23 protein-coding genes are annotated in these 19,991 nt (G+C 72.3%); 14 read left to right on the forward strand and 9 right to left on the reverse strand.

Going from position 1 to position 19,991, the window contains the following annotated elements:
- Window positions 1-19 precede the first annotated feature (19 nt).
- Window positions 20-586, reverse strand: coding sequence for a TIGR03086 family metal-binding protein (locus SM452_RS14615; protein ID WP_262015619.1), 567 nt, complete (start codon window positions 584-586; stop codon window positions 20-22).
- A 31-nt stretch (window positions 587-617) separates the two neighbouring features.
- On the opposite strand from SM452_RS14615, the gene SM452_RS14620 reads away from it, so the two are divergent.
- Complete coding sequence (locus SM452_RS14620; protein WP_262015620.1) at window positions 618-1,406, forward strand: helix-turn-helix domain-containing protein; 789 nt, start codon at window positions 618-620, stop codon at window positions 1,404-1,406.
- Window positions 1,407-1,432: 26 nt separating this feature from the next.
- Here the strand turns inward: SM452_RS14620 and SM452_RS14625 are convergent, their stop codons facing one another.
- From SM452_RS14625 to SM452_RS14650, 6 genes are read right to left on the reverse strand one after another with little or no spacing between them, the layout of a single operon-like run.
- A complete protein-coding gene (locus tag SM452_RS14625; RefSeq protein WP_355511382.1) occupies window positions 1,433-2,971 on the reverse strand; it encodes a SpoIIE family protein phosphatase in 1,539 nt (512 codons plus the stop codon).
- 2 nt (window positions 2,972-2,973) lie between these two features.
- On the reverse strand, window positions 2,974-4,320 hold the full coding sequence (locus tag SM452_RS14630; RefSeq protein ID WP_463840090.1) for a sensor histidine kinase: 1,347 nt from the start codon (window positions 4,318-4,320) through the stop codon (window positions 2,974-2,976).
- Window positions 4,317-5,330, reverse strand: coding sequence for a SpoIIE family protein phosphatase (locus SM452_RS14635; protein ID WP_463840150.1), 1,014 nt, complete (start codon window positions 5,328-5,330; stop codon window positions 4,317-4,319). Before SM452_RS14635 ends, SM452_RS14630 begins: the two co-directional genes overlap by 4 nt.
- Window positions 5,327-5,746, reverse strand: coding sequence for an ATP-binding protein (locus SM452_RS14640; RefSeq protein ID WP_252451931.1), 420 nt, complete (start codon window positions 5,744-5,746; stop codon window positions 5,327-5,329). The genes SM452_RS14635 and SM452_RS14640 overlap by 4 nt, the downstream gene beginning before the upstream one ends.
- Window positions 5,743-6,153, reverse strand: a complete 411-nt coding sequence (locus SM452_RS14645) for an STAS domain-containing protein (RefSeq protein WP_262015623.1) — start codon at window positions 6,151-6,153, stop codon at window positions 5,743-5,745. Before SM452_RS14645 ends, SM452_RS14640 begins: the two co-directional genes overlap by 4 nt.
- A complete protein-coding gene (locus SM452_RS14650; RefSeq protein WP_262015624.1) occupies window positions 6,153-7,013 on the reverse strand; it encodes an STAS domain-containing protein in 861 nt (286 codons plus the stop codon). Before SM452_RS14650 ends, SM452_RS14645 begins: the two co-directional genes overlap by 1 nt.
- A 159-nt stretch (window positions 7,014-7,172) precedes the next feature.
- Between SM452_RS14650 and SM452_RS14655 the strand changes: the two genes are divergently transcribed.
- Window positions 7,173-7,529, forward strand: coding sequence for an STAS domain-containing protein (locus tag SM452_RS14655; protein ID WP_135242831.1), 357 nt, complete (start codon window positions 7,173-7,175; stop codon window positions 7,527-7,529).
- 10 nt (window positions 7,530-7,539) lie between these two features.
- Here SM452_RS14655 and SM452_RS14660 read toward each other — a convergent pair whose 3' ends face one another.
- Entirely contained in the window at window positions 7,540-8,808 is a 1,269-nt protein-coding gene (locus tag SM452_RS14660; RefSeq protein WP_262015625.1) for an MFS transporter, read from the reverse strand.
- Window positions 8,809-8,857: 49 nt separating this feature from the next.
- Between SM452_RS14660 and SM452_RS14665 the strand changes: the two genes are divergently transcribed.
- The 7 genes from SM452_RS14665 (at window position 8,858) to SM452_RS14695 (ending at window position 13,814) form a co-directional block, all read left to right on the forward strand.
- Entirely contained in the window at window positions 8,858-9,541 is a 684-nt protein-coding gene (locus tag SM452_RS14665; RefSeq protein ID WP_463840091.1) for a FadR/GntR family transcriptional regulator, read from the forward strand.
- Window positions 9,542-9,581: 40 nt separating this feature from the next.
- Window positions 9,582-10,052 (forward strand): large conductance mechanosensitive channel protein MscL, encoded by a 471-nt coding sequence (gene mscL / locus SM452_RS14670; protein ID WP_262015627.1) that lies wholly within the window; start codon window positions 9,582-9,584, stop codon window positions 10,050-10,052.
- A gap of 77 nt (window positions 10,053-10,129) precedes the next feature.
- Window positions 10,130-10,378 carry a hypothetical protein gene (locus SM452_RS14675; protein ID WP_026268772.1) on the forward strand — a complete coding sequence of 83 codons (249 nt, stop codon included), beginning with the start codon at window positions 10,130-10,132 and terminating at the stop codon, window positions 10,376-10,378.
- Between the two features lie 29 nt (window positions 10,379-10,407).
- On the forward strand, window positions 10,408-10,773 hold the full coding sequence (locus tag SM452_RS14680) for a hypothetical protein (protein ID WP_262015628.1): 366 nt from the start codon (window positions 10,408-10,410) through the stop codon (window positions 10,771-10,773).
- A 236-nt stretch (window positions 10,774-11,009) separates the two neighbouring features.
- On the forward strand, window positions 11,010-11,303 hold the full coding sequence (locus SM452_RS14685; protein WP_262015629.1) for a hypothetical protein: 294 nt from the start codon (window positions 11,010-11,012) through the stop codon (window positions 11,301-11,303).
- Window positions 11,300-11,923, forward strand: a complete 624-nt coding sequence (locus SM452_RS14690; protein ID WP_262015630.1) for an RNA polymerase sigma factor — start codon at window positions 11,300-11,302, stop codon at window positions 11,921-11,923. Before SM452_RS14685 ends, SM452_RS14690 begins: the two co-directional genes overlap by 4 nt.
- On the forward strand, window positions 11,910-13,814 hold the full coding sequence (locus SM452_RS14695; protein ID WP_262015631.1) for an EAL domain-containing protein: 1,905 nt from the start codon (window positions 11,910-11,912) through the stop codon (window positions 13,812-13,814). The genes SM452_RS14690 and SM452_RS14695 overlap by 14 nt, the downstream gene beginning before the upstream one ends.
- Before the next feature lie 101 nt (window positions 13,815-13,915).
- Here the strand turns inward: SM452_RS14695 and SM452_RS14700 are convergent, their stop codons facing one another.
- The gene (locus SM452_RS14700) at window positions 13,916-15,127 is read right to left on the reverse strand and encodes a benzoate/H(+) symporter BenE family transporter (protein WP_463840092.1); all 1,212 of its coding nucleotides are present in this window, start codon (window positions 15,125-15,127) and stop codon (window positions 13,916-13,918) included.
- Window positions 15,128-15,185: 58 nt separating this feature from the next.
- Here SM452_RS14700 and SM452_RS14705 point away from each other — a divergent pair, with 58 nt between their 5' ends.
- The 5 genes from SM452_RS14705 to SM452_RS14725 all read left to right on the forward strand — a co-directional run bounded on the left by SM452_RS14705 (window position 15,186) and on the right by SM452_RS14725 (window position 19,894).
- Window positions 15,186-15,749, forward strand: coding sequence for a helix-turn-helix domain-containing protein (locus SM452_RS14705; protein WP_463840093.1), 564 nt, complete (start codon window positions 15,186-15,188; stop codon window positions 15,747-15,749).
- 93 nt (window positions 15,750-15,842) lie between these two features.
- Window positions 15,843-16,562 (forward strand): PP2C family protein-serine/threonine phosphatase, encoded by a 720-nt coding sequence (locus SM452_RS14710; protein WP_262015634.1) that lies wholly within the window; start codon window positions 15,843-15,845, stop codon window positions 16,560-16,562.
- 52 nt (window positions 16,563-16,614) lie between these two features.
- Window positions 16,615-17,814: a GNAT family N-acetyltransferase gene (locus tag SM452_RS14715; protein WP_262015635.1), complete on the forward strand. Its 1,200-nt coding sequence runs from the start codon at window positions 16,615-16,617 to the stop codon at window positions 17,812-17,814.
- A gap of 39 nt (window positions 17,815-17,853) precedes the next feature.
- A complete protein-coding gene (locus tag SM452_RS14720; RefSeq protein WP_463840094.1) occupies window positions 17,854-18,603 on the forward strand; it encodes a ZIP family metal transporter in 750 nt (249 codons plus the stop codon).
- A gap of 142 nt (window positions 18,604-18,745) precedes the next feature.
- Window positions 18,746-19,894 carry a hypothetical protein gene (locus tag SM452_RS14725; protein ID WP_463840151.1) on the forward strand — a complete coding sequence of 383 codons (1,149 nt, stop codon included), beginning with the start codon at window positions 18,746-18,748 and terminating at the stop codon, window positions 19,892-19,894.
- The last annotated feature ends 97 nt before the right edge of the window (window positions 19,895-19,991 follow it).

Genomic DNA, 19,991 nt, shown 5'->3' on the forward strand with positions numbered 1-19,991 from the left:
ACAACGCGGGCCGTTCGGATCAGCGGGTCCAGGCCGGATCACGTCCGGCCCGGCCGAGCAGCGCGTCCATGCCGTCCGGTGCCGCGTCGGTGGGCACCGGCGGGCCGAACGCGCCCATCTTCTGGCCCGTGTCGCCCATCCGGTCCATGAACTCGTGCCCCGCCGCAACCACCGCGGGGTCCACTGTCAACTCCTGGCCGGTGGCCCGCGCCAGATCCCATCCGTGAACGGTGAGGTCGATCAGCGCCATCGAGCCGACCGTCTCCTGCGGCAACCCCATGCCGGGCGAGACGCCCTCCTGCGTGGCCGGATCGGACCACGCCTCGGTGAGCCGGATCGTCTCGGTCGCGAACCGGTCCCGCCATCCGTCGGTCAGATGATCGGTCTTGCCGGACCAGTCGACCTCCTCCCGACGCGCCAGCGCCTGGAAGTTGACCACCACGTCGAACAGGTGATTGAGCAGGTCGCGCACTGTGTAGTCGGGGCAGGGCGTGGGCAGGGCGAGCTGGTCGTCCGAAATGCCCCGTACCACCGCCGCCGTACGCGGCGCCGCGACGGCGAGCAGCTCACTAGTCTTCGTGCTCATAGTGGCAGCGTATGAGGGCGGTCTTGAAGAAATGCGACACGAACCGCGGCGTGACAACCGGGGCATCCTCGATCCCGTCCGGCTTCGGCAGCAGGTCCGGTTCCGGCGCCGGATGGCCGCCCCGGCGTTGCGCCAGTGGGTGGAGCACTACTGGCTGATCGACTGGGACCTGGACGAGCCGTTCGAGCAACGGGTGGTGCCGCACCCCGCCGTGAACGTGGTGTTCCAGGCGCAGGAGGGCGCGCCCGAACAGGGCGAGATCGCCGGCGTCGACACCGGCCTGTTCGCCGTCACGCTGCACGGCGCCGGCCGGGTCTCCGGCGTCCAGTTCCGCCCGGGCGGTTTCCGGCCGTTCTGGCGGCGCCCGGTCGCCGAGCTGACCGGCCGGCGCGTACCGATCCCGGACGGGCCGGTCTGCCCGGGCACCGACGACGAGCGCTGCGCGAGCCTGGACGCCCTGCTGACCTCGTGGTCGCCGGTCGCTGATCCGCTCAACGCGGAGGCCACCGCCCTGGTCGAGGAGATCCGCGCCGACCGGACCGTGCTGCGGGTGACCGACTTCGCCCGGCGGCGGGCCGTCTCCGTCCGCCGGCTCCAGCGCCTCTTCCTGGACCACGTCGGCGTCGGTCCGAAGTGGGTGATCCGCCGCTACCGGCTCCAGGAGGCGATCGAACAGGCCGCCGCCGGGCCGCTCGACTGGTCGCGGGTCGCCGCCGATCTGGGGTACGCCGACCAGGCCCACCTGGTCCGCGAGTTCACCGCCGTCGCCGGGGTGTCACCCGCGGCGTACGCCCGCTCGCTGGCCGCCCTGCGACAGTGACGCGGGGCGGGCCGCGCCGATGCGGGTCAGCGGCGGCGGACCGCCACCACCGCCACGTCGTCGTGGATCTCCGGCGGTGCCAGCTCGACGAGCAGCCGCCGGCAGAACTCGTCCAGGTCGTCGTCCACCCGGGTGGCGGCCACGCCGAGCGCCGCCATGCCGTCGTCGATCGTGGCGTCCCGCCGTTCGATCAGCCCGTCGGTGTAGAGCACGAGCGTGGCCCCGGCGGGCAGCACGAACTCGAGGTCGGGCGGGCGCGGCGCGCGTACGCCGAGCAGCGGCGCGGACTGCGTCACGAACTCGACCCGCCCGTCCCGGCTCAGCAGTGCCGGCAGGTGCCCGGCGCTGGCCAGCCGGACCAGCCCGGTCGGCGGGTGGAGCAGCAGGACGCAGATGGTGGCCAGCTCGGTCGGCAGCAGGGTGCGCATCAGCTCGTTGACCCGGTCCAGGATCACGCCCGGCTGGTGCCCCTCGACCGCGTACGCCCGCACCGCGTGCCGCAGCTCGGCCATCACGGTGGCGGCGTGCAGCGAGTGCCCGGCCACGTCACCGATCGCCACCAGCAGGTGCCCGTCGAGCATCACCAGCTCGTAGAAGTCGCCGCCCACCTCGGTCTGGGCGCTCGCCGGCTCGTACCGGACGGCCAGGTCCAGGCCGTTCACGTCCGGCAGCCGCTGCGGCAGCAGGCTGCGCTGCAACGTCACAGCGATCCGGTGCTCCTCGTCGAAGGACCGCTGCGCCTCCACCGCCGAGGCGACCGCCTGGGCGAGCTGCACCAGCACCGGCGTGCGTACGGTCTGGGTGGCGGTCGGCACCACCACGTAGAGCGGGGCCCGGTCCTCGCGCAGCCGGGACGCGGCAACCGTCACGGTGTCGCCGTCCGGCCAGCCGGCCAGCGCCCAGTTGGCCGGCTCGTCGACGCGTACCCGGGTGCCGATCGGCACTCCGGTGTCGTCCACCACCCACGGCACGATGGTGGCCGGCGTGTGCGGGTCGACCGCCACTCCGGCCAGGCAGTCCCCGTCGAACGTCTCCGCGACGACCGCCGCGGGGGCGTTGAAGATCCGTGCCGCGCCGCTCGCGGCCGCCTCCAGCAGCCGGACGAAGTTCGGTGTCGCGTGCATCTCGACTGTGGCGTCGGCGAGCGCGGCGAGCCGTTCGGCGAGCTGCTCGGCCCGGCGCCGGGCCTGGTAGTAGCGCAGCACCGCGTGGGCGGTGGCGACCAGTTCCTCCGGCTCGATCGGCTCGGCCAGGTAGGCGTCCGCGCCGCGGGTGAGGCCCTGCGCCCGGTCCACCACGTCGACGGCGTGCGCGGAGACGTGGATGACCGGGATCGACGGGTACGCCTCCTTGATCCGCTCGCACACCTCGAAGCCGCTCATGTCGGGCAGCCGGACGTCGAGCACCACGAGGTCGATGGGTTCCCGGGCCACCCGGTCCAGCGCCGCCGTGCCGTTCTCCGCCTCGACGGTGACGAAGCCGGCCCGGGTCAGCCAGTTGACCAGCAGATATCGCTTGGGGCCGCTGTCGTCGACCACAAGCACGGTCACCGGCCCGCCGTCCACCGTCACGCTCCGCCCACGGGGAGGACCACTGTGAACGTGCTGCCCCGGCCGGCTTCGCTGGTCAGCACCAGCGTCCCGCCGAGCAGCGTGACCAGCCGTCGCGCGTACGGCAGACCGAGCCCGGTGCCGCCGACCCGGGTCGTGCCGGGCACCTGGTAGAACTCCTCGAAGACCCGTTCGTGCAGCTCCGGTGGGATGCCCACGCCGGTGTCGGTGACCGACAGCGTCCACTGGTCGCCGCGGCGCTCGGCGCGCAGGCGTACCTCGCCGCGCTCGGTGAACTTCAGCCCGTTGTGCAGCAGGTTGCGCAGCACCTGGGCGAGCAGCACCTCGTCCGAGCGCACGGTGGCCGGGGCCGGCGGTTCCTCGACCACCAGCTCCACCTCGGGGCGGGAGGCGAGCGCCCGCAGCGTGCCGCGCAACTGCCCGAACACGGCGCGCAGGTCGACTTCGGACCAGTCCGGCTCGATCCGGCCCGACTCCGCCTTGGCCAGGTCGAGCAGCTCGTTGACCAGCCCCAACAGGTCGCCCGCCGAGGAGCGGATCAGCCCCACCTGGCGGGCCTGCTCACCGGTGAGCGGATCGGAGGCGGAGTCGGCGAGCAGCCGGGCCAGGCCGATGATCGCGGTGACCGGGGCGCGCAGTTCGTGGCTGACGTTCGCCAGGAACCGGCTCTTCGACTCGCTGGCGGCCCGCAGCTGGGCGGACTTCTCGTCCAGCTCGGCGTAGAGCGCCACCACGCCGCGGTTGGTCTCCTCCAGCTCCTCGGTGAGCTGGTTGTAGAGCGCCATCACGCCCCGGTTGGTCTCCTGGAGTTCGGAGTTGAGCACCGCCAGCTCGTCGCGCTGGCTGCGTACCTCGTCGAGGGCGGCGATGAGCTGCGCGTTCTGGGCGGCCAACTCGTCCAGCGCGGAACCCGGCGCGCGCTCGGCCAGCTCGGCGCGAAGCTCGGCGGCGCGATCAGCCGTCAGCTCCTCGGCGTGGTCGGGCACTCGTCGGGACATCCTCACGACCGTATCGCCATCGACGGCCACCACCCGCAACGTGTCCACCAGACGCGCGACGGCGCCGGACTGCGGCTCGTACCGTCCACCGGGGAGCGGACGCAGCGGCGACAGGTCCACCTGGAGGACCGGGCGGCCCACCGCGTCGCGGTCGAGGGCGAACGTGACGTCCGCGCCGTCTGCCCCGTGCAGCAGTTCCCGGGCCACCTCGCTCAGCGCGGTGGCGATCCGGACCTGGTCCTGATGTTCCAGCCCGACCGCCGCGGCCACCTCCCGGCCCCGCTGCCGGACCAGGAAGATGTCCTGCTCCACCCGGAGCGCGAGGTGCAGGAGGGGTCCGGTCATGCCGCCCCCCGGGCCACCAGGACGCAGGCGTCGTCGCGGCGGACGCCGGCGTCACGCAGCAGCGTCGCGGCGGCCAGCAGCGGGTTGCGCCCGGCGAGCCCGGGATAGTCGTCCAGGTCCCAGCGATCCACCACCCCGTCACTGTGCATGACCAGGGTGGCGTCGCGCGAGAAGGGGTAGTCGTACCCGCGGATCGCCGGACGCTGGTGCCCGGCGATGCCCGGCAGCGAGACCAGGCCGCGGCGCCGCTCGCCCGGCGCGACGATCATCGCGGCGATGTTGCCGAGCCCGGCGTAGCGGAGCAGTCCGGCAGCCGGATCCGGCTCGGCCACCGCGAGCGCCGCGCCCCGGGTGTGCGACATGGCGGCGTGCAGGTGCCGTACCACGACGTCCGGCGGACCGTCCGGCGCGGAGCGGAACGCGGACACGGCGGCACCTGTGGCGGCGGCGGCGAGCGGTCCGTGGCCCAGCCCGTCGGAGACCAGCACCTGCCGCCGGCCGTCGACCTGGCGGACCGCGTACCCGTCGCCGCTGGTCTGCTCGCCGGTGATCGGCCGGGCCAGTCCGGCTGCCCAGTCCGGCTCCGGCGGTGCGGCGTCCCAGACCTGGACGACGAGGACAGTGCCCCGGCCGGGCGTCGAGTAGCCGTCGAACCGGCTCGACTGCCGGGTGATCGCGCCGAGCCCGATGCCGAGCGTGCCGGCGGTGGAGTGGCCGTCGACGGAGGAGAGCGTCAGGTCGGCCATGCCGGGACCGGAGTCGATGGCCACCAGCTCCACCCCGGCCTGCCCGTCCCGGCGCGCGGGGCGCATCAGGAGCGTGCCCTCGCGGGCGTGCTTGACCAGGTTGCTGGTGAGCTCGGCGGTGACGATGGCCAGGTCCGCGACGCGCGGCGCGCTCAGTTCGAGCTGCCGGCCGAGACGTTCGGCCGCCCGGCGTACGCTGCCGGCTGTCGCGCCGGTGTCGACCCGGAACCAGATGCCGTGGTCGGGTACCACGTCGGCGATCATCGCGACCACTTGGTGACGGTGATCCGCGTCCCCTCGCCGACAGCCGTGCGGATGTCGAAGTCGTCGACGAGCCGGCGGGCGCCGCTCAGTCCCAGGCCCAGCCCGCCGCCGGTGGTGTAGCCGTCGGTGAGCGCCAGGTCGAGGTCGGGGATGCCCGGTCCCTCGTCGGCGAAGACGATCCGCACGCCGCGCCGGCGGCCGTCGGAGACGGTGCTCACCTCGGCGCTGCCCCCACCGCCGTAGATCAGCGTGTTGCGGGCCAGCTCGCTGGCGGCGGTGACGAGCTTCGTCTGGTCGACCAGGGAGAGCCGGGCCGCGACGGCTGTGGTACGCACCAACTGCCGGACCCGCACCACGTCCTCGTCGCTGCGGATCGCCTGGGTCGCCGGCACACCCAGGTCGACGCCCGTGGTCATGCCGTCGCCGTCGTCTCGGTGTCCTCGTCGTCGGCCGCCTGGTCCCACTCGTCGGCGCGGCTGACCGCGATCAGCTCCATGCCGCGTTCGACGTTCAGCGCGGTACGGATGCCGTTGAGCGACAGCCCCAGCTCGACCAGGGTGATGGCGACGGCCGGGCGCATGCCGACCACCACCGTCTCGGCGTCCAGCACCTTCGAGATGGACGCGATGGTGGACAGCATCCGGCCGACGAAGGAGTCGACGATGTCCAGCGCCGTGATGTCGATGATCACGCCGTGGCAGCCGGTGGCGACGATCCGCTCGGCGAGGTCCTCCTGCAACTGGATCGCCGTCTGGTCGGACATGTCGACCTGGATGGAGACCAGCAGGATGTCGCCGATCTTGAGGATCGGCACCCGTTCCATCAGGACTCCCGCCGCGGGCGGCGAGCGGTGGTCTCGACCCCGGTCAGGCGCAGCACGTGGCGCAGCGCGTCGGCGAGGCTCGCCTTGGTGGCGATGTCGCCGAACTCGATGCCGAGGGCGACGATCGTCTGGGCGATCTGCGGGCGGATGCCGGAGATGATGCAGTCGGCACCCATCAGCCGGGCGGCCACCACGGTCTTGAGGATGTGCTGCGCGACCTGCGTGTCGACCGCCGGCACGCCGGTGATGTCGATGATCGCGTACGGCGAGCCGGTGTCGACGAGCGTCTGCAGCAGCCGCTCCATCACCACCTGGGCGCGGGCCGAGTCCAGCGTCCCGACCAGCGGGACGGCGACGACGCCCTCCCAGAGCTTGACCACCGGGGTGGACAGCTCCAGCAGTTGCTCCGCCTGGTCGGCGATCAGGCTCTCCCGGGCGCGGACGAACGTCTCGAAGGTGAACAGGCCCATCTGGTCGACGAGCGCGGAGATGGAGACGAAGTCGCGCAGGGTCTCGTCGCCCTTCTCCTCCTCCATCAGCTCCAGCAGGGCGTCCTTGAACGCAAACACGCTGATCGCGGTCTCGGTGGCGGAGAATCCCTGCCGGGCCCGGTTGGTGGACAGCTCGGACAGCACCGCCCGCAGCTCACCGCCGTGCTCGCCGGCCAGGTCGGAGACGCCCTGGCGACCGGCGTCGATCAGCGCGCGGTGCAGTTCCTGGACCTGCCGGGCCAGCTCGGCCCGGCTCAGGCGACCGCGCAGCGAACTCGCGACGATCTCCGTCCAGCGGTTGGTCAGCCGGTCCGCGTGCTGACTGAGCAGGTGGGCGAGCCGACCACCCTGTTCGGCGCTCAACGCCATGCTGACCTCCCTGATTTGGACGGGCGGACTCTATCACCGGAGGCTGACGCGGTACTTGTCGCGGAGCAAAGAATGATCGACCGCACCCGTGACCGCTCCCGTTCTGCGCGGCGCGCCCATCGTGGGATACCGTTTCCCCCGAACACAGGAGGTCGACGAATGTCCTTGACGGTGCACACGGAACAGCGCGGCGACGTGGTCGTCGTGTCGGTCGCGGGCGAGCTGGACATGGCCACGGCACCGCAGCTCCAGGACCAGATCACGGATCTGCTGGACAAGGGGCGCAGCCGCCTCGTCTTCGACCTGGCCGAGGTGTCGTTCTGCGACTCCACCGGCCTGTCGGTGTTCGTCCGGGCGAAGAACAACTGTGACGAGGTCGGCGGCGTGGTCCGGCTGGCCGCACCGCAGCGCGGCGTGCTGCGCATCCTCGAGGTCAGCGGTCTGGTCGAGGTGCTGCACACGTACCCGACGGTCGAGCAGGCCGTCGCGGGCGATCCCACCCCGGCCTCCTCCTGACCGATCCCGCTCAGCGCTCGTCCTCGATGAAGCGGGGACGAGCGATCACCATGCCCGCCGCCGTCTGCACGGCCAGCGCCACCAGCAGGAAACCGAGCGGGGCGGTCCAGCCGCCGGTCGCCTCGTAGAGGATGCCCACCAGCAGCGGCCCGAGCGCCGCGATCACGTACCCGGTGCTCTGCGCGAACGCGGACAGCGCCACGGTGCCCTCGGCGGTCCGGGCGCGCAGCCCGATCGTGGTCAGGATGAGCGGGAACGCGCCCTGGCCGAGCGCCAGCAGCAGCACCCACAGCGGCGCCAGGCCGTGCGGGGCGAGCGCCAGACCGGTGTACGCGGCGGCGGAGAACACGGTCAGCGACAGCACCAGCGGACGCAGCGTGGCCAGCCGGCCGGCGAGCGTCGGCATCATCAGCGCCACCGGCACGCCCAGCGCGGTCACGCCGGCGAGCAGCAGCCCGGCCGCCTCCGGCCGGTAGCCGGCGTCCCGGAAGAGCTGGGCCAGCCAGCCCATGATCGCGTACCCGCTGAGCGACTGCGCCCCGAAGTACACCGCCATGGCCCAGCCGAGCCGGGTCCGGGCGGGCTGCACCCGGGCCGGGGTGGCGACGGCCACCGCCGGGGGCGCGTTCCGTCGCGCGGCGCGGGCCCGCAGCGCGAGCGGCACCCACGGGACTACGGCCAGCGCGGCCAGCCCGGCCCAGATGCCGAGTCCGGCCCGCCAGGAACCGAACGCGTGGGCCACCGGCACGGCTGCCGCAGCGGCCACCGTCGTACCCACCGTCAGGGCCATCGTGTACGCCCCGGTGACCAGTCCGGTGCGGTGCGGGAAGTGCTGCTTGACGAGCATCGGCAGCAGGATGTTCGCCACCGCGATGCCGGCGAGCGCGAGCGCGCTGGTGAGCACGAAGACCGCAGCCGAGCCGGTGACCGCGCGCAGCACCTGCCCGGCGGTGAGCGCCAGCATGGCCAGCACCAGCACCCGGGGCGCGGCCCAGCGGCGGACCAGCCACGGGGTGAGCGCGCCCAGTCCGGCGAACGCGATGGTGGGCAGTGTGGTGACCAGGCCGGCCATCGCGCCGGACAGCCCCAGCCCGACCCGGATCTCGTCGAGCAGGGCACCGAGGCTGGTCACCGCGGCCCGCAGGTTCAGCGCGACGAGCAGCATCCCGGCCAGGACGAGCAGACCGCCCCGGACCGGGCCGGCCGCCGGGGATCGGCCCGACGCGGCGGTGACGCCCGGGGCGGGCACTGTCGCGGCGGGCGCAGGTGGCGGAGTCATGACCTCGAACCTACAATCATGGGATGAATTTCGGCACGAGGTGTAACCGGTGACACCCGCCCGGGATTCCGTCGCCGTGCCTCCGCGCGGTCACCGGGTCCGGCAGACGATCGAGCAGCTCCGGGAACGGATCCTCGGCGGCGAGTGGCCGGTCGGCGGGCGCATCCCCACCGAGCCGCAACTGGTCGCCGCGCTCGGTGTGGGGCGGAACACCGTTCGTGAGGCGGTCCGGGCGCTCGTGCACGCCGGGGTGCTGGAGTGCCGGCAGGGCTCCGGCACCTACGTGGTGTCGACCGACGAACTGGCGCCGGTGGTGGCCCGCCGGCTCACCGACGACCGGATGACCGAGGTGATCGAGGTCCGGCGCGCGTTCGAGGTGGAGGCCGCCCGGCTCGCCGCGCTGAGGCGTACCCCCGAGGACCTGGCGGCGCTCGACGGCGCGCTCGCGGCCCGCGAGGCCGCGTGGCGCGGCGGCCGGGTGGACGAGTTCGTCGAGGCGGACGCCGCGCTGCACACGGTCGTGGTGGCCGCCGCGCACAACGCCATGCTCGCCGAGCTGTACGCGTCGGTCGGCGCCGCGCTGCGCAGCACGGTGGCCCAGGCGATGGGCGAGGCGCTGACCCCGGAGCGGTACGTGGACCACGGGCGGCTGGTCGAGGCGATCCGGGACGGCGACCCGCAGCGGGCGGCGATCGAGGCCGGTGCTTTTCTCGAAGGGCCCGCCGGGGAATAGGTTGTCCTCGACGCAGACTCATCAGGGCACGGGAGTACGGATGCTCAAGGGCTTCAAAGACTTCATCATGCGCGGCAACGTCGTCGACCTGGCGGTCGGTGTCGTCATCGGCGCCGCGTTCACCGGCGTGGTTACCCAGCTCACCAAGTCGTTCCTGGAACCGCTGGTGCGGGTGTTCATCGCGCTGATCACCGGCAGCAAGAACGGGCTCACCGGCTCGACGCCGACGTTCCGTGAGATCCCGTTCGACTGGGTGGCCTTCGTCAACGCGGCGATCACGTTCCTGCTCACCGCGGCGGCGCTGTACTTCCTCGTCGTCTACCCGATGAACAGGCTCGCCGAGCGGCGCAAGCGCGGCGAGGAGCCGCCGCCGTCGGCCCCGAGCGAGGAGGTCAAGCTGCTCACCGAGATCCGGGACGCGTTGCTCGCCGGCAACCACGGCACCCCCGGCCAGCGCAGCGCCCTGGACGACGCGCTCGGCCGCCGGCAGGAGCCGCCCGCGCCGCGCTGACGCCATAGCCGATCGGCCCTCGCGGGAATCCCGCGGGGGCCGACGTCTATCGAACACATGTTCGATAGAGTCCGGGCATGGAGCAGCGTAGGCACTGGTGGAACGGGAAATGGGGACGCCTCGCCCGGCGTGACGTCTTCCTCCGGGTGGACGGCGACCGCTGGCACGTGGAGCAGCGGGCCGGCGGCGCCGAGGGGGTCTCCCGGTTCTACGAGCACGCCAGCGTCGAGGAGGCCGAGGAGACGGTCCGCGCGCTGCTGGACGGCACCGACACCTGGCGCGAGCTGTCCCCCCGCCCGCCGGGCGGCTGGGCCCCGTCCGTTTAGCGCCCGCGCGCCCCGGGAACCGCTTCTGCATGAGCCAGCAGCAGGACACCGTCTCCCGGGTCACCACCGGCATGCGGGTGGTCGACTCCGCAGGCGTCGAGGTGGGCACAGTCGATCTCGTGCAGCGTGGCGACCCGGCCGCGGTGACAGTGCAGGCGCCCGCCCCGGTCGACCCGGGCAGCAGCCTGGACGAGCTGATCGAGTCGGCGGCGGTCGAGGAGCCCGACGTACCGGCCGACCTGGCCGCCCGGCTGCTGCGCGACGGCTACCTCAAGGTCTCCACCGAACTGGTCCGCACCGGCGCGGTCTACGTGCTGGCCGACCGGATCGCCGCGGTGAGCGACGGCGCGGTACGCCTCACCGTCCCGGTCACGGAGCTGCCCGCCGAGGAGTGAGCCCCGGCAGAGGTGATGCATTTATCACCCACGGTAATCAATGATCAATGCAAGTTGCCCCGAAAAGGCGCTCACCAATCCGCTTGCACAGAGTCCCAATGGCGTGACTTTGCGCTCTAATCGCAGATGAATGCCTTGATCATTGATCTTCAAAAACATTGCGCGCGCTCACGTATCTACATCGACCCTCCGCCACGGATAGTTATTTGGCGAACCAAGGGGGTCGAGGGGGAACGATGAACGAAGCGCTGGCGGAACCGCTCACCGGATACCAGGTGGTGGCCGTGGCTGCAGCAGTCGCCGGAGTGGTCGCCGGCCTGGTGCGAGCCTATGTGGCATACCGGGCCCGGATAAACGAGGAACGCGAGGCGACGACACGCACCACAGCCCGGGTGACATGGCTGATTCGGCTCGCGGAGGCCGACCATGACGTCGTGCGGATCGTGGAACGCGACCGCGACGGGCATCGAGAGGTCGAGCTGGGCGGACGCAGCGCGTCGAAGCCCGAGGCCGTCGAGGAGGCGGCGTGACCGACATCAAGGGCACGGCCGCTCTGACACCGGGCCCCGCCGACAGCGACGCTCTGCGCGAGGCGGAGGCAGCCCGCCTGAAAGCGCTCCACGACCGGGAGTTCGCCGAATTCGCCGAGGGCTCCTACTACCGGGTCGAACGGATCCTCAGGGCGACGTGTCGAGACCGTCAAGCGGTGGACGACGCCCTTCAGGAAGCGTATCTGCACGGCCGAGTCGAGTGGCCCAAGCTTCGCGAGCACGTCAAACCGGCCGGCTGGATCATCAGCACGGCCCGTTTCAAGATGCTGAAGGACCACGATCGGCGCCAGCGGGAAGCCGCGGTGGCACCGGAAGACCTGCCACCGTCGTCCCACTCGGACATCGCGGACGTGTGGGAGGCGCAGGAGACGCTGCGAGGCTGGCTGCACCAGCTACCGGCACGGCACGCCGAAGTGTTCCAGATGTCGCGGGAGGGCTTCTCCAACCAGGAGATCGCAAGCATTCTCGGGCTGACCGAGAACAGTGTCCGCTCCTACAAGACCGCCGCCAAGAAGAGGCTGGGCGAACTGGCCGAGGAAGCAGGCTTCACCCGTTCGGAGCGCGACCGGCGTCAGGGGGCGGGCCGTGGACCTCGATGACATCCTGACCTTGGCCGAGACCAGGCCCAGCCCTCTCGAACTCGCCCGCGCCCGACGTGTCGCACGGACGGTGCAGAGTCAGTACGACCTCTCCCTGACAGAGGGCTACAAGATCATCGTGGATGCCGACCTCGTCGACCCGCTGACGTGGGACGCCGACGAGGCCACCCGGGTGGCGCGCGCCGCCCAGCTCGCGAAGCGGGGCACGGTCACCTGGCTGCTCGGCGCCGGCCAGACGGAGCATTCCGAGCGGCTCTCCTGGTCCGACGAGATGGCGATGATCGTCGGCCACGCGCCCGGAACGCTCCGCCTCACCCCGCGGACGCTCTTCGAACTCGTCCATCCCGCTGATGTCGAGCGTGTCCTCGACGTGGTGAGGACGGCGTGGGAGCAGAGCCGTCCCGACGAGATCGGCTTCCGGGTGGTCCAACCCGGAGGCAGCATCCGCCACGTGTCCTGCCACCTCGAGATCCTGACCGAGGCGGGCCGGCCGGTCGGCGTCATCGCCACGGGCGAGGACGTCACCGCGCTCGAGCTCGCTCGCCAGGAGCAGCGTCGGCTCGCCATCCGCCGTCAGATGCTCGGCGCCGATCTGGCCGTACGGGACGTGCTCACCGGACTACAGACCCGGGGCTATGTCATCGACGAGGTCGACAGGGCGCGTCGCACGACCGGCGGCGCCCTGATCGTCGTCACGACCGAGCCCGCCACCCGCATGCCTGACGCGCTCACCGACGAGGACCGGGACCAACTGACGGCTGACATCGCCCGGACCCTGCGCACAGTCGTCGGGCATGACGTGACCAGCGGCCTGGTGGGCTCCGGCTCGTGGGGCTTGCTACTTGCCCGACAGGAACAAGCGGGGGCGGCTGAGAGCCTGGCTGCGCGGATCGTCGACAAGTTCCGGAATCATCTCTTCAGCGTCCGCCAGAAGCCACTGCGGCTCAACATCTCAGCCGGTGTGGTCCATTTCGGCAGCGACATCCCGGACACCGGCTTCGACCTTCTCATCGACGGCGAGCACGCGGCCCGCGACGCACGCCGGAGCGCGACCGACGTCAAGGTCCTGGAGCATCCGGCCGCCGAGAGGGAGCGGACGGAGCGCTGCCGTTCGCGGATTCTCGGCGCTGTCTCGACGAACCGTTTCGCCCTGTACGCCCAGCCCATCACCGATCTCGCACTCAACCAGATCGCCCGTCACGAGATTCTGCTGCGGATACGGAGTGACACCGGCGAACCGGTCGCGCCGTGGGCCTTCCTCGACATGGCCGAGCGTGTGGGTGAGATCCTGTCCGTCGACAAATGGGTCATCGATCATGCTCTGGAACTGATCGGCCGCGGAGCCCAGACCTCCCACTATCAAGTGAACGTCTCCGGGAAATCGCTCGCCGACCCGGGTCTACTCACCTTCGTGACCGAGGCGATCAATCGGCACAGCGTCAAGCCGGAGTGCCTGACATTCGAAATCACCGAAACCGCGCTGATCGAGAATCGGAACGAGGCCCTGACCTTCGCCACGGGAATCAGGGAAATCGGGTGCCACCTCGCGCTCGACGACTTCGGCACCGGCTACGGCGCTCTCGCTCAACTGAAGTACCTGCCGGTGGACCTCGTCAAAATCGACGGAGCGTTCATCGTCGACCTCTGCCGATCCCCGGCAGACCAGGCTGTGGTGTCGGCGCTTGTCGAACTGTGTCACACGCTCGGCATCCGTGTCGCCGCCGAGTACGTCCAGGACAAGGAGACGATGGACCTTCTGCACGCGGCCGAGGTCGACTTCGCTCAGGGCTACCACATCGGGCGGCCAGCACCGATAACAGTGAGTCAGGAGAATGTTCAGACGGTCGAACTCGAACTGCGGTTTCCGCCTCAGCAGACAGCGATGGGCTGAGCAACCGGGTGGGTGAGGCACAAAGGGCCCGCGTGAGAGCGGGCCCTGAGGCGGTTGCGGGAACCCTCGCGGGCCTCCTGCGTACGTCACGCTAACAGTTGTCACCCTGAGCGGGCGGGAACCGACGGGGCGGGTTCCGGCTCGGCCGGCTCGACCGGCGGAGGTGCGGCCCGGCGGCGGAACAGCAGCAGCATGAGCCAGCCCGCGACCAGTCCCCAGAACGCGCCGCCCACTCCGAGCAGGCTCACCCCGGAGGCGGTGACCACGAACGTCACCACCGCCGCCTCCCGCGCGTCCGGCTGGGCGACCGCCGCGGTGACCGCTCCGGCGAGCGCGCCGAGCAGGGCGAGCCCGGCGACGGCCTCGACCAGCACCGGCGGGGAGAGCAGCACCAGGGCGGTGGCCACGCCGGCGCCCAGGCCGAGCAGGGCCAGGCCGATCCCGGCGGTGACCGAGGCGATCCAGCGCCGTTCCGGATCCGGGTGGGCGTCCGGTCCGGCGGCCAGCGCGGCGGTGATCGCGGCAAGGTTGACCGCGTGCCCGCCGGCCGGGGCGCCGAGCGCGGTGGCGATGCCTGTCACCCGCAGCGCCGAGCCCAGCGGAGCGCGGTAGCCGTACCCGGCGAGCACCGCGGTGCCGGGCACGTTCTGGGCGGCCATGGTGACCAGGAACAGCGGCAGCGCGAGCCCGACGACGGCGGGCAGCGTCCAGGCCGGGGCGGTGAGCGCGACGACCGGTGCGGCGTCCAGCCGGGCCGGGCCGGTGGTGGTGAGCGCGATCGCGACGACCGCCACGGCGAGCGCGCCGGGTACCGCCCAGCGGCGGGCGAACCGGTGCAGCAGCAGCCAGACCAGCACCACCGGCCCGGCGAGCCGGGGCACCTCGACGAGGGCGCGTACCGGAGCCGTGCACAGCGGCAGCAGCACCCCGGCGAGCATGGCGGAGGCGATCGGGGCGGGGATCGCGGCGACCGCGCGGCCGAGCGCGGGGATCAGCCCGGCCGCGATGATCAGCAGCCCGGCGAGCAGGAAGGCACCGACCGCGGCGGGCCAGCCGCCGGGGACCGGCCCGGTGGCCACGAGCAGTGCCGCGCCCGGTGTGGACCAGGCGATGGCGAGCGGCAGCCGGTGCCGCAGGCCGAGCCAGACCGCGCAGGCGCCGCTGGCGACGCAGAGCGCGAGCAGGCCGGAGGCGGCCTGGTCGGGGTTGGCGCCGACCGCGCGCAGCCCGGCCAGGACGACGGTGAACGAGCTGGCGAAGCCGACCAGGGCGGTCACCACGCCGGCCAGGACGGGCTGGAGCCGACCCCCCATGCTCTCCTCCTCCGGCCGTTCCGTTTACGGAACGGCACGGTGTAGCACGATAGCCCCCATGACAGCCGCCGCACCAGCCGACGACCAGGGTGCCCGGGAGGTGGGCCGGCGCATTCGCTCACTCCGTACCGAGCGGGGGATCTCCCTGTCCGAGCTGGCCCGCCTCGCGGGCGTCGGCAAGGCCACGCTCTCCGGCCTGGAGAACGGCGTGCGCAACCCCCGGCTGGAGACCCTGTACGCGATCACCGCGCAGCTCGGCGTACCGCTGACCGCCGTGCTCTCCGCGCCCGGCGAGGCGCCGACCGTACGCGGGGCCGCGGTCGGCGCCACGCTGCTGGAGGTGTTCGACGACCGGGAGGCGACATACGAGCTGTACCGGATGCGGGTCGCACCGGGACCGGCGCAGCTCTCCCCCGCCCACTCCGACGGCGTGACCGAACACGTGACGGTCTTCTCCGGCGTGCTCCGCGCCGGCCCGGCCGACGCCCCGCTGACCGCCGGTCCCGGGGGCTACCTGCGGTGGTCCTCCGACGTGCCGCACACCTACGCGGCGGTGGGCGAGGAGGAGGTCCACGCGAGCCTCCTGCTGCGCTATCCTCGTCCGTCCACACCGGACAGTTGACGCATACCCAGGATGCAAGCTGATGACATTTCTTTCAGCAGACCCGCCAGCGCGTGCAGACGCGGACCCGTTCTTCTTGGCAAGCTTGTCGTCATGACGCTCATCCTCCGCTCGGCCATCCTCAACGACGTCGGCCTCGTCCGGACCAACAACGAGGACTCCGCACTCGCCGGTGACCGCCTCGTGGCGGTGGCCGACGGCATGGGCGGGCTCCCCGCCGGCGAGGTGGCCAGCGAGATCGTCATCCGGATCCTGGACGAGCTGACGCCGCCCACCGGCGCCGACGAGGCGGCCGACGCGCTGCGCGCCGTCGTCAGCACCGCGAACCAGCGCATCCGCGCGGCCATCACGGTGGACCCGGCCCGCGACGGCATGGGTACGACGCTCACCGCCGCCCTGCTCGCCGGCGACACCCTGGTCCTGGCCCAGGTCGGCGACTCCCGCTGCTACCTGCTGCGCGACCACGAGCTGACCCAGCTCACCCGCGACGACACGTTCGTGCAGGCGCTCGTCGACCAGGGCGCGCTCTCCCGCGACCAGGCCCGGCACCACCCGCAGCGCTCGCTCGTCACCCGCGCGGTGCAGGGCTCCGACGCGCCGCCCGCCGTCGGCGCGCTCACCGTCTTCCCCGGCGACCGGCTGCTGCTGTGCAGCGACGGCCTCTCCGACTACGTGGAGGACGCCGCCATCGCGGCGGCACTCGCCACCTACGGGGACCGCCAGCAGTGCGGCGAGCAACTGGTGAAACTGGCCCACCAGGCCGGCGCGCCGGACAACGTGACTGTGGTCATCTCGGACGTCACCCAGGCGTGAGCGGGCGCCCTTTCCGGTTGCGGACCACGGCGGGTGCGGTTGGGATGAACGGATGCACATTCGCCGGCTGGCCGCCGATGAACGACTGACCACCAGCTTCCCGCTCCAGGCGTACGCGTTCGAGGCCTCGCCGATGGGCGCCACCCGGACCGACCAGTTCCGCGCGTACCTGCCGTACAACGCCGGGAACACGACGCTGGTGGCCGAGGAGGACGGGGTCACCGCGGCGGCCGTGTCGGCGATACCGATGCGGCAGAACCTGCGCGGCGCGGTGCTGCCGATGGCCGGTGTCGCCGGCGTGGCCACTCATCCGCTGGCCCGCCGGCGCGGCCACGTCCGCACGCTCATGCAGCAGCTCCTCGACGGCGTGCGCGAGGAGGGCCACCAGCTCACCGCGCTGCACCCGTTCCGCGCCTCGTTCTACGAGCGCTTCGGCTACATCGGGCTGCCCCGGCGGCGTACCGCGATCTTCAACCCGGCGGACCTGGCGCCGCTGCTGCGCGCCGAGCTGCCCGACGAGCTGGTCTGGGAGCGGATCGGCGCGGGGTATCCGCGGTGGCGCGCGTACACCGAGCGGTGCCTGCGCGAACGCCACGGCTTCGCGGTCTTCCCGGACTTCCGGGCGGTCGGGCTGCGCGACCGCGACGACCGCTGGCTGGTCAGCGTGGTGCGCGGCGGCGAGACGGTCGGCGCGGTGACCTACCGCATCGACGACCACGCCGGCACGCTGTTCGCCGACGACCTGCTGGTCGACGACGCGTACGCCCGCGCGTCGGTGCTCCAGTTCTTCGCCCGGCACGTCGACCAGGTGGCCCGGATCAGCGTCCAGGTGACCCCCGACGAACTGCCCGAGCTGTGGCTCACCGACCTCGACGTGCAGGTGGAGGCGCGGGTGGCCCGGCCCGACCCGACCGCGCCGATGGCCCGGCTGCTCAGCCTGGACGCGCTCGCCGAGCAGCCGGTCGGGGTCGGCCGGGTACTGGTCGAGGTGGTAGGCGACCGGTGGCTCGCCGGTCGCCACCTGCTCGACGGCAGCACGGGCAAGCTCACGGTGCTGCCGGCGCAGACCGCCGCCGAGGGCAGCGTGCCGACCGCGCGGCTCACCGCCGCCGGGCTGTCCGCCCTGGCGTACGGGGTGCTCGACCCGGCCGAGGTGGTGGTACGCGGACTGGGCGAGGTGCCCGTGGACGCGGCCGGTGAGCTGCGCCGCCTCTTCCCCCGCGAACTTCCGCACCTGTTCGCCGACTTCTGACCCGGTTGGCGGCACGCGTCCGGGGGTAGGGTCCAGCGCGTGCCGGAGTGGCTGGAAGCGGGATTCTGGGGCCTGCTCGCCGGGTCGGCCCTGCTGATCGGGGCGGCCGTCGGGTTCTTCGCGCGCGTACCGCGCCGGATGACCGCCTCGGTGATGGCGTTCGGGGCGGGCGTGCTGCTCTCCGCCGTCTCGTTCGAGCTGATCGACGAGGCGCACGAGCAGGGCGGCCTGCGGCCGGTGGTGATCGGCGCGGCGATCAGCGCGCTCGCGTACACCGGGGCGAACGTGCTGCTGGCCCGGCACGGCGCGCGGCACCGCAAGCGTTCCGGCGACGAGCAGCCCTCCGAGCAGGAGCAGCCCGGCTCGGGTACGGCCATCGCTGTCGGCGCGCTGCTCGACGGCGTACCCGAATCGGTGGTGATCGGCGCGAGCCTGCTCGCAGGCGGCCCGGTCAGCCTGGTCACCGTCATCGCGGTGTTCCTCAGCAACGTGCCGGAGGGGCTGTCCAGCGCGGCGGGCATGCGGCAGGCCGGGCGTACCCGGCGCTACGTGTTCGGGCTGTGGACGGCCATCGCGCTGATCTCCGGCGCGGCGGCGCTGGCCGGGTACACGCTGCTGGGCGGCGCGCCGCCCGAGCTGCTGGCGACGATCACCGCGCTCGCGGCGGGCGCGATCCTCGCGATGATCACCGACACCATGGTCCCGGAGGCGTTCGCCGACGCGCACCTGCTGGTCGGGCTGATCACAGTGCTCGGCTTCCTGGTCGCGTTCGCGCTCTCGCACGCCTGACCGGAGTGCTCGGTCGCCGGTGCCGCCGCGTTGCTTCCGCGCTGCCTCCGCCCGGTCGCCGGCCGCCGGCTTAGCGGCGGGTTAAGGATCGGCTGTGGAGTCGTGCCGGGGCGGGCGGTCCTCCTAGCATCGGGCGGTGCGCGTGAAGTCGGCTGTCACTCTGCTCGTCCTCACCCTGGCGACGGCGACGCTCCCCGCCTGCGGCGACGACGATCCGGCTGTCGCGCCCGCCGCCGGCGCCGGCTCGTCGGCCGGTCCGGCAGCCGCCCCGGCGGCCTCGTCGAGCGGGCGGGCCGGTCTCGGCAGCGTCCGGCCGAGCCCCAGCGCGGCCACCGTCACGTTCCGCGCCGGCAACCCGGCTGGCCGGGCCGCCGTACCGGCCGAGGCGCGTCCGGTGGACACCTCGCGCCCGACCCGTACCGTCGGCAGCGGCACCCCGGCGAGCTGCACCTCGGAGGCGGTGGTGAAGGCCGTCGCGGCCGGCGGCGTCATCACGTTCGACTGCGGGCCCGCGCCGGTCACCATCACGATGAAGGCCACCGCGAAGGTGGTGAACTCGCACGGCCCGCGCGTCGTGCTGGACGGCGGCGGCACTGTCACGCTGAGCGGCGGCGGCAAGCGCCGGATCCTCTACATGAACACGTGCGACGAGGCGCAGGGCTGGACCACCTCGCACTGCCAGAACCAGGACCACCCGCGGCTCACCGTGCAGAACCTGACGTTCGCCGACGGGGACGCCACGGGCGATCGCACCGAGGGCGGTGGGGGCGGCGCGATCTTCGTACGTGGTGGGCGGTTCGCCGTGATCAACTCACGGTTCGTCGGCAACCGCTGCGACCGTACCGGCCCCGACCTGGGCGGCGCCGCGCTGCGCGTGCTGAGCCAGTTCGAGAACAAACCGGTGTACGTGGTGAGCAGCACCTTCACCGGCGGGGTGTGCGCGAACGGCGGGGCGCTGAGCAGCATCGGCGTCTCCTGGACGGTGCTGAACAGCGTCTTCCGGGACAACCGCGCGGTCGGTACGGGCGCGAACCCGGCCCGGGGCGGCACGCCGGGTGGCGGCAGCGGCGGCGCGATCTACTGCGACGGCAACGAGTTCGCGGTACGGATCGCCGGCACGGTGATCGAGGACAACAGCGCGAACGAGGGCGGTGGTGCGATCTTCTTCGTCAGCAACAACCGCACCGGCACCCTGAAGATCGACAGCAGCACCCTGCGGCGAAACCCCAGCCGAGGCTTCGAGACAAAGGGCCACCCCGGCATCTTCTTCCTGGGCGCCCAGATCTCCTAACCGTCTGACCTCTCCCCGCCCCGCCTTGCGCTGTCCCGTCCCGCCCCGTCGATCATGAAGTTGGCGGCCTCCCCGTCCGGCGTGTCGCGCCGTCAAC

It is taken from the genome of Micromonospora sp. SYSU B005 (assembly GCF_055362685.1).

Bases quoted from the DNA above. Each gene is read 5' to 3' on its own strand.
- SM452_RS14615 (WP_262015619.1), bottom strand. From the start codon at position 586: ATGAGCACGAAGACTAGTGAGCTGCTCGCCGTCGCGGCGCCGCGTACG.
- SM452_RS14620 (WP_262015620.1), top strand. From the start codon at position 618: ATGCGACACGAACCGCGGCGTGACAACCGGGGCATCCTCGATCCCGTC.
- SM452_RS14630 (WP_463840090.1), bottom strand. From the start codon at position 4,320: ATGACCGGACCCCTCCTGCACCTCGCGCTCCGGGTGGAGCAGGACATC.
- SM452_RS14635 (WP_463840150.1), bottom strand. From the start codon at position 5,330: ATGATCGCCGACGTGGTACCCGACCACGGCATCTGGTTCCGGGTCGAC.
- SM452_RS14640 (WP_252451931.1), bottom strand. From the start codon at position 5,746: ATGACCACGGGCGTCGACCTGGGTGTGCCGGCGACCCAGGCGATCCGC.
- SM452_RS14645 (WP_262015623.1), bottom strand. From the start codon at position 6,153: ATGGAACGGGTGCCGATCCTCAAGATCGGCGACATCCTGCTGGTCTCC.
- SM452_RS14650 (WP_262015624.1), bottom strand. From the start codon at position 7,013: ATGGCGTTGAGCGCCGAACAGGGTGGTCGGCTCGCCCACCTGCTCAGT.
- SM452_RS14655 (WP_135242831.1), top strand. From the start codon at position 7,173: ATGTCCTTGACGGTGCACACGGAACAGCGCGGCGACGTGGTCGTCGTG.
- SM452_RS14660 (WP_262015625.1), bottom strand. From the start codon at position 8,808: ATGACTCCGCCACCTGCGCCCGCCGCGACAGTGCCCGCCCCGGGCGTC.
- mscL (WP_262015627.1), top strand. From the start codon at position 9,582: ATGCTCAAGGGCTTCAAAGACTTCATCATGCGCGGCAACGTCGTCGAC.
- SM452_RS14675 (WP_026268772.1), top strand. From the start codon at position 10,130: ATGGAGCAGCGTAGGCACTGGTGGAACGGGAAATGGGGACGCCTCGCC.
- SM452_RS14680 (WP_262015628.1), top strand. From the start codon at position 10,408: ATGAGCCAGCAGCAGGACACCGTCTCCCGGGTCACCACCGGCATGCGG.
- SM452_RS14685 (WP_262015629.1), top strand. From the start codon at position 11,010: ATGAACGAAGCGCTGGCGGAACCGCTCACCGGATACCAGGTGGTGGCC.
- SM452_RS14700 (WP_463840092.1), bottom strand. From the start codon at position 15,127: ATGGGGGGTCGGCTCCAGCCCGTCCTGGCCGGCGTGGTGACCGCCCTG.
- SM452_RS14705 (WP_463840093.1), top strand. From the start codon at position 15,186: ATGACAGCCGCCGCACCAGCCGACGACCAGGGTGCCCGGGAGGTGGGC.
- SM452_RS14710 (WP_262015634.1), top strand. From the start codon at position 15,843: ATGACGCTCATCCTCCGCTCGGCCATCCTCAACGACGTCGGCCTCGTC.
- SM452_RS14715 (WP_262015635.1), top strand. From the start codon at position 16,615: ATGCACATTCGCCGGCTGGCCGCCGATGAACGACTGACCACCAGCTTC.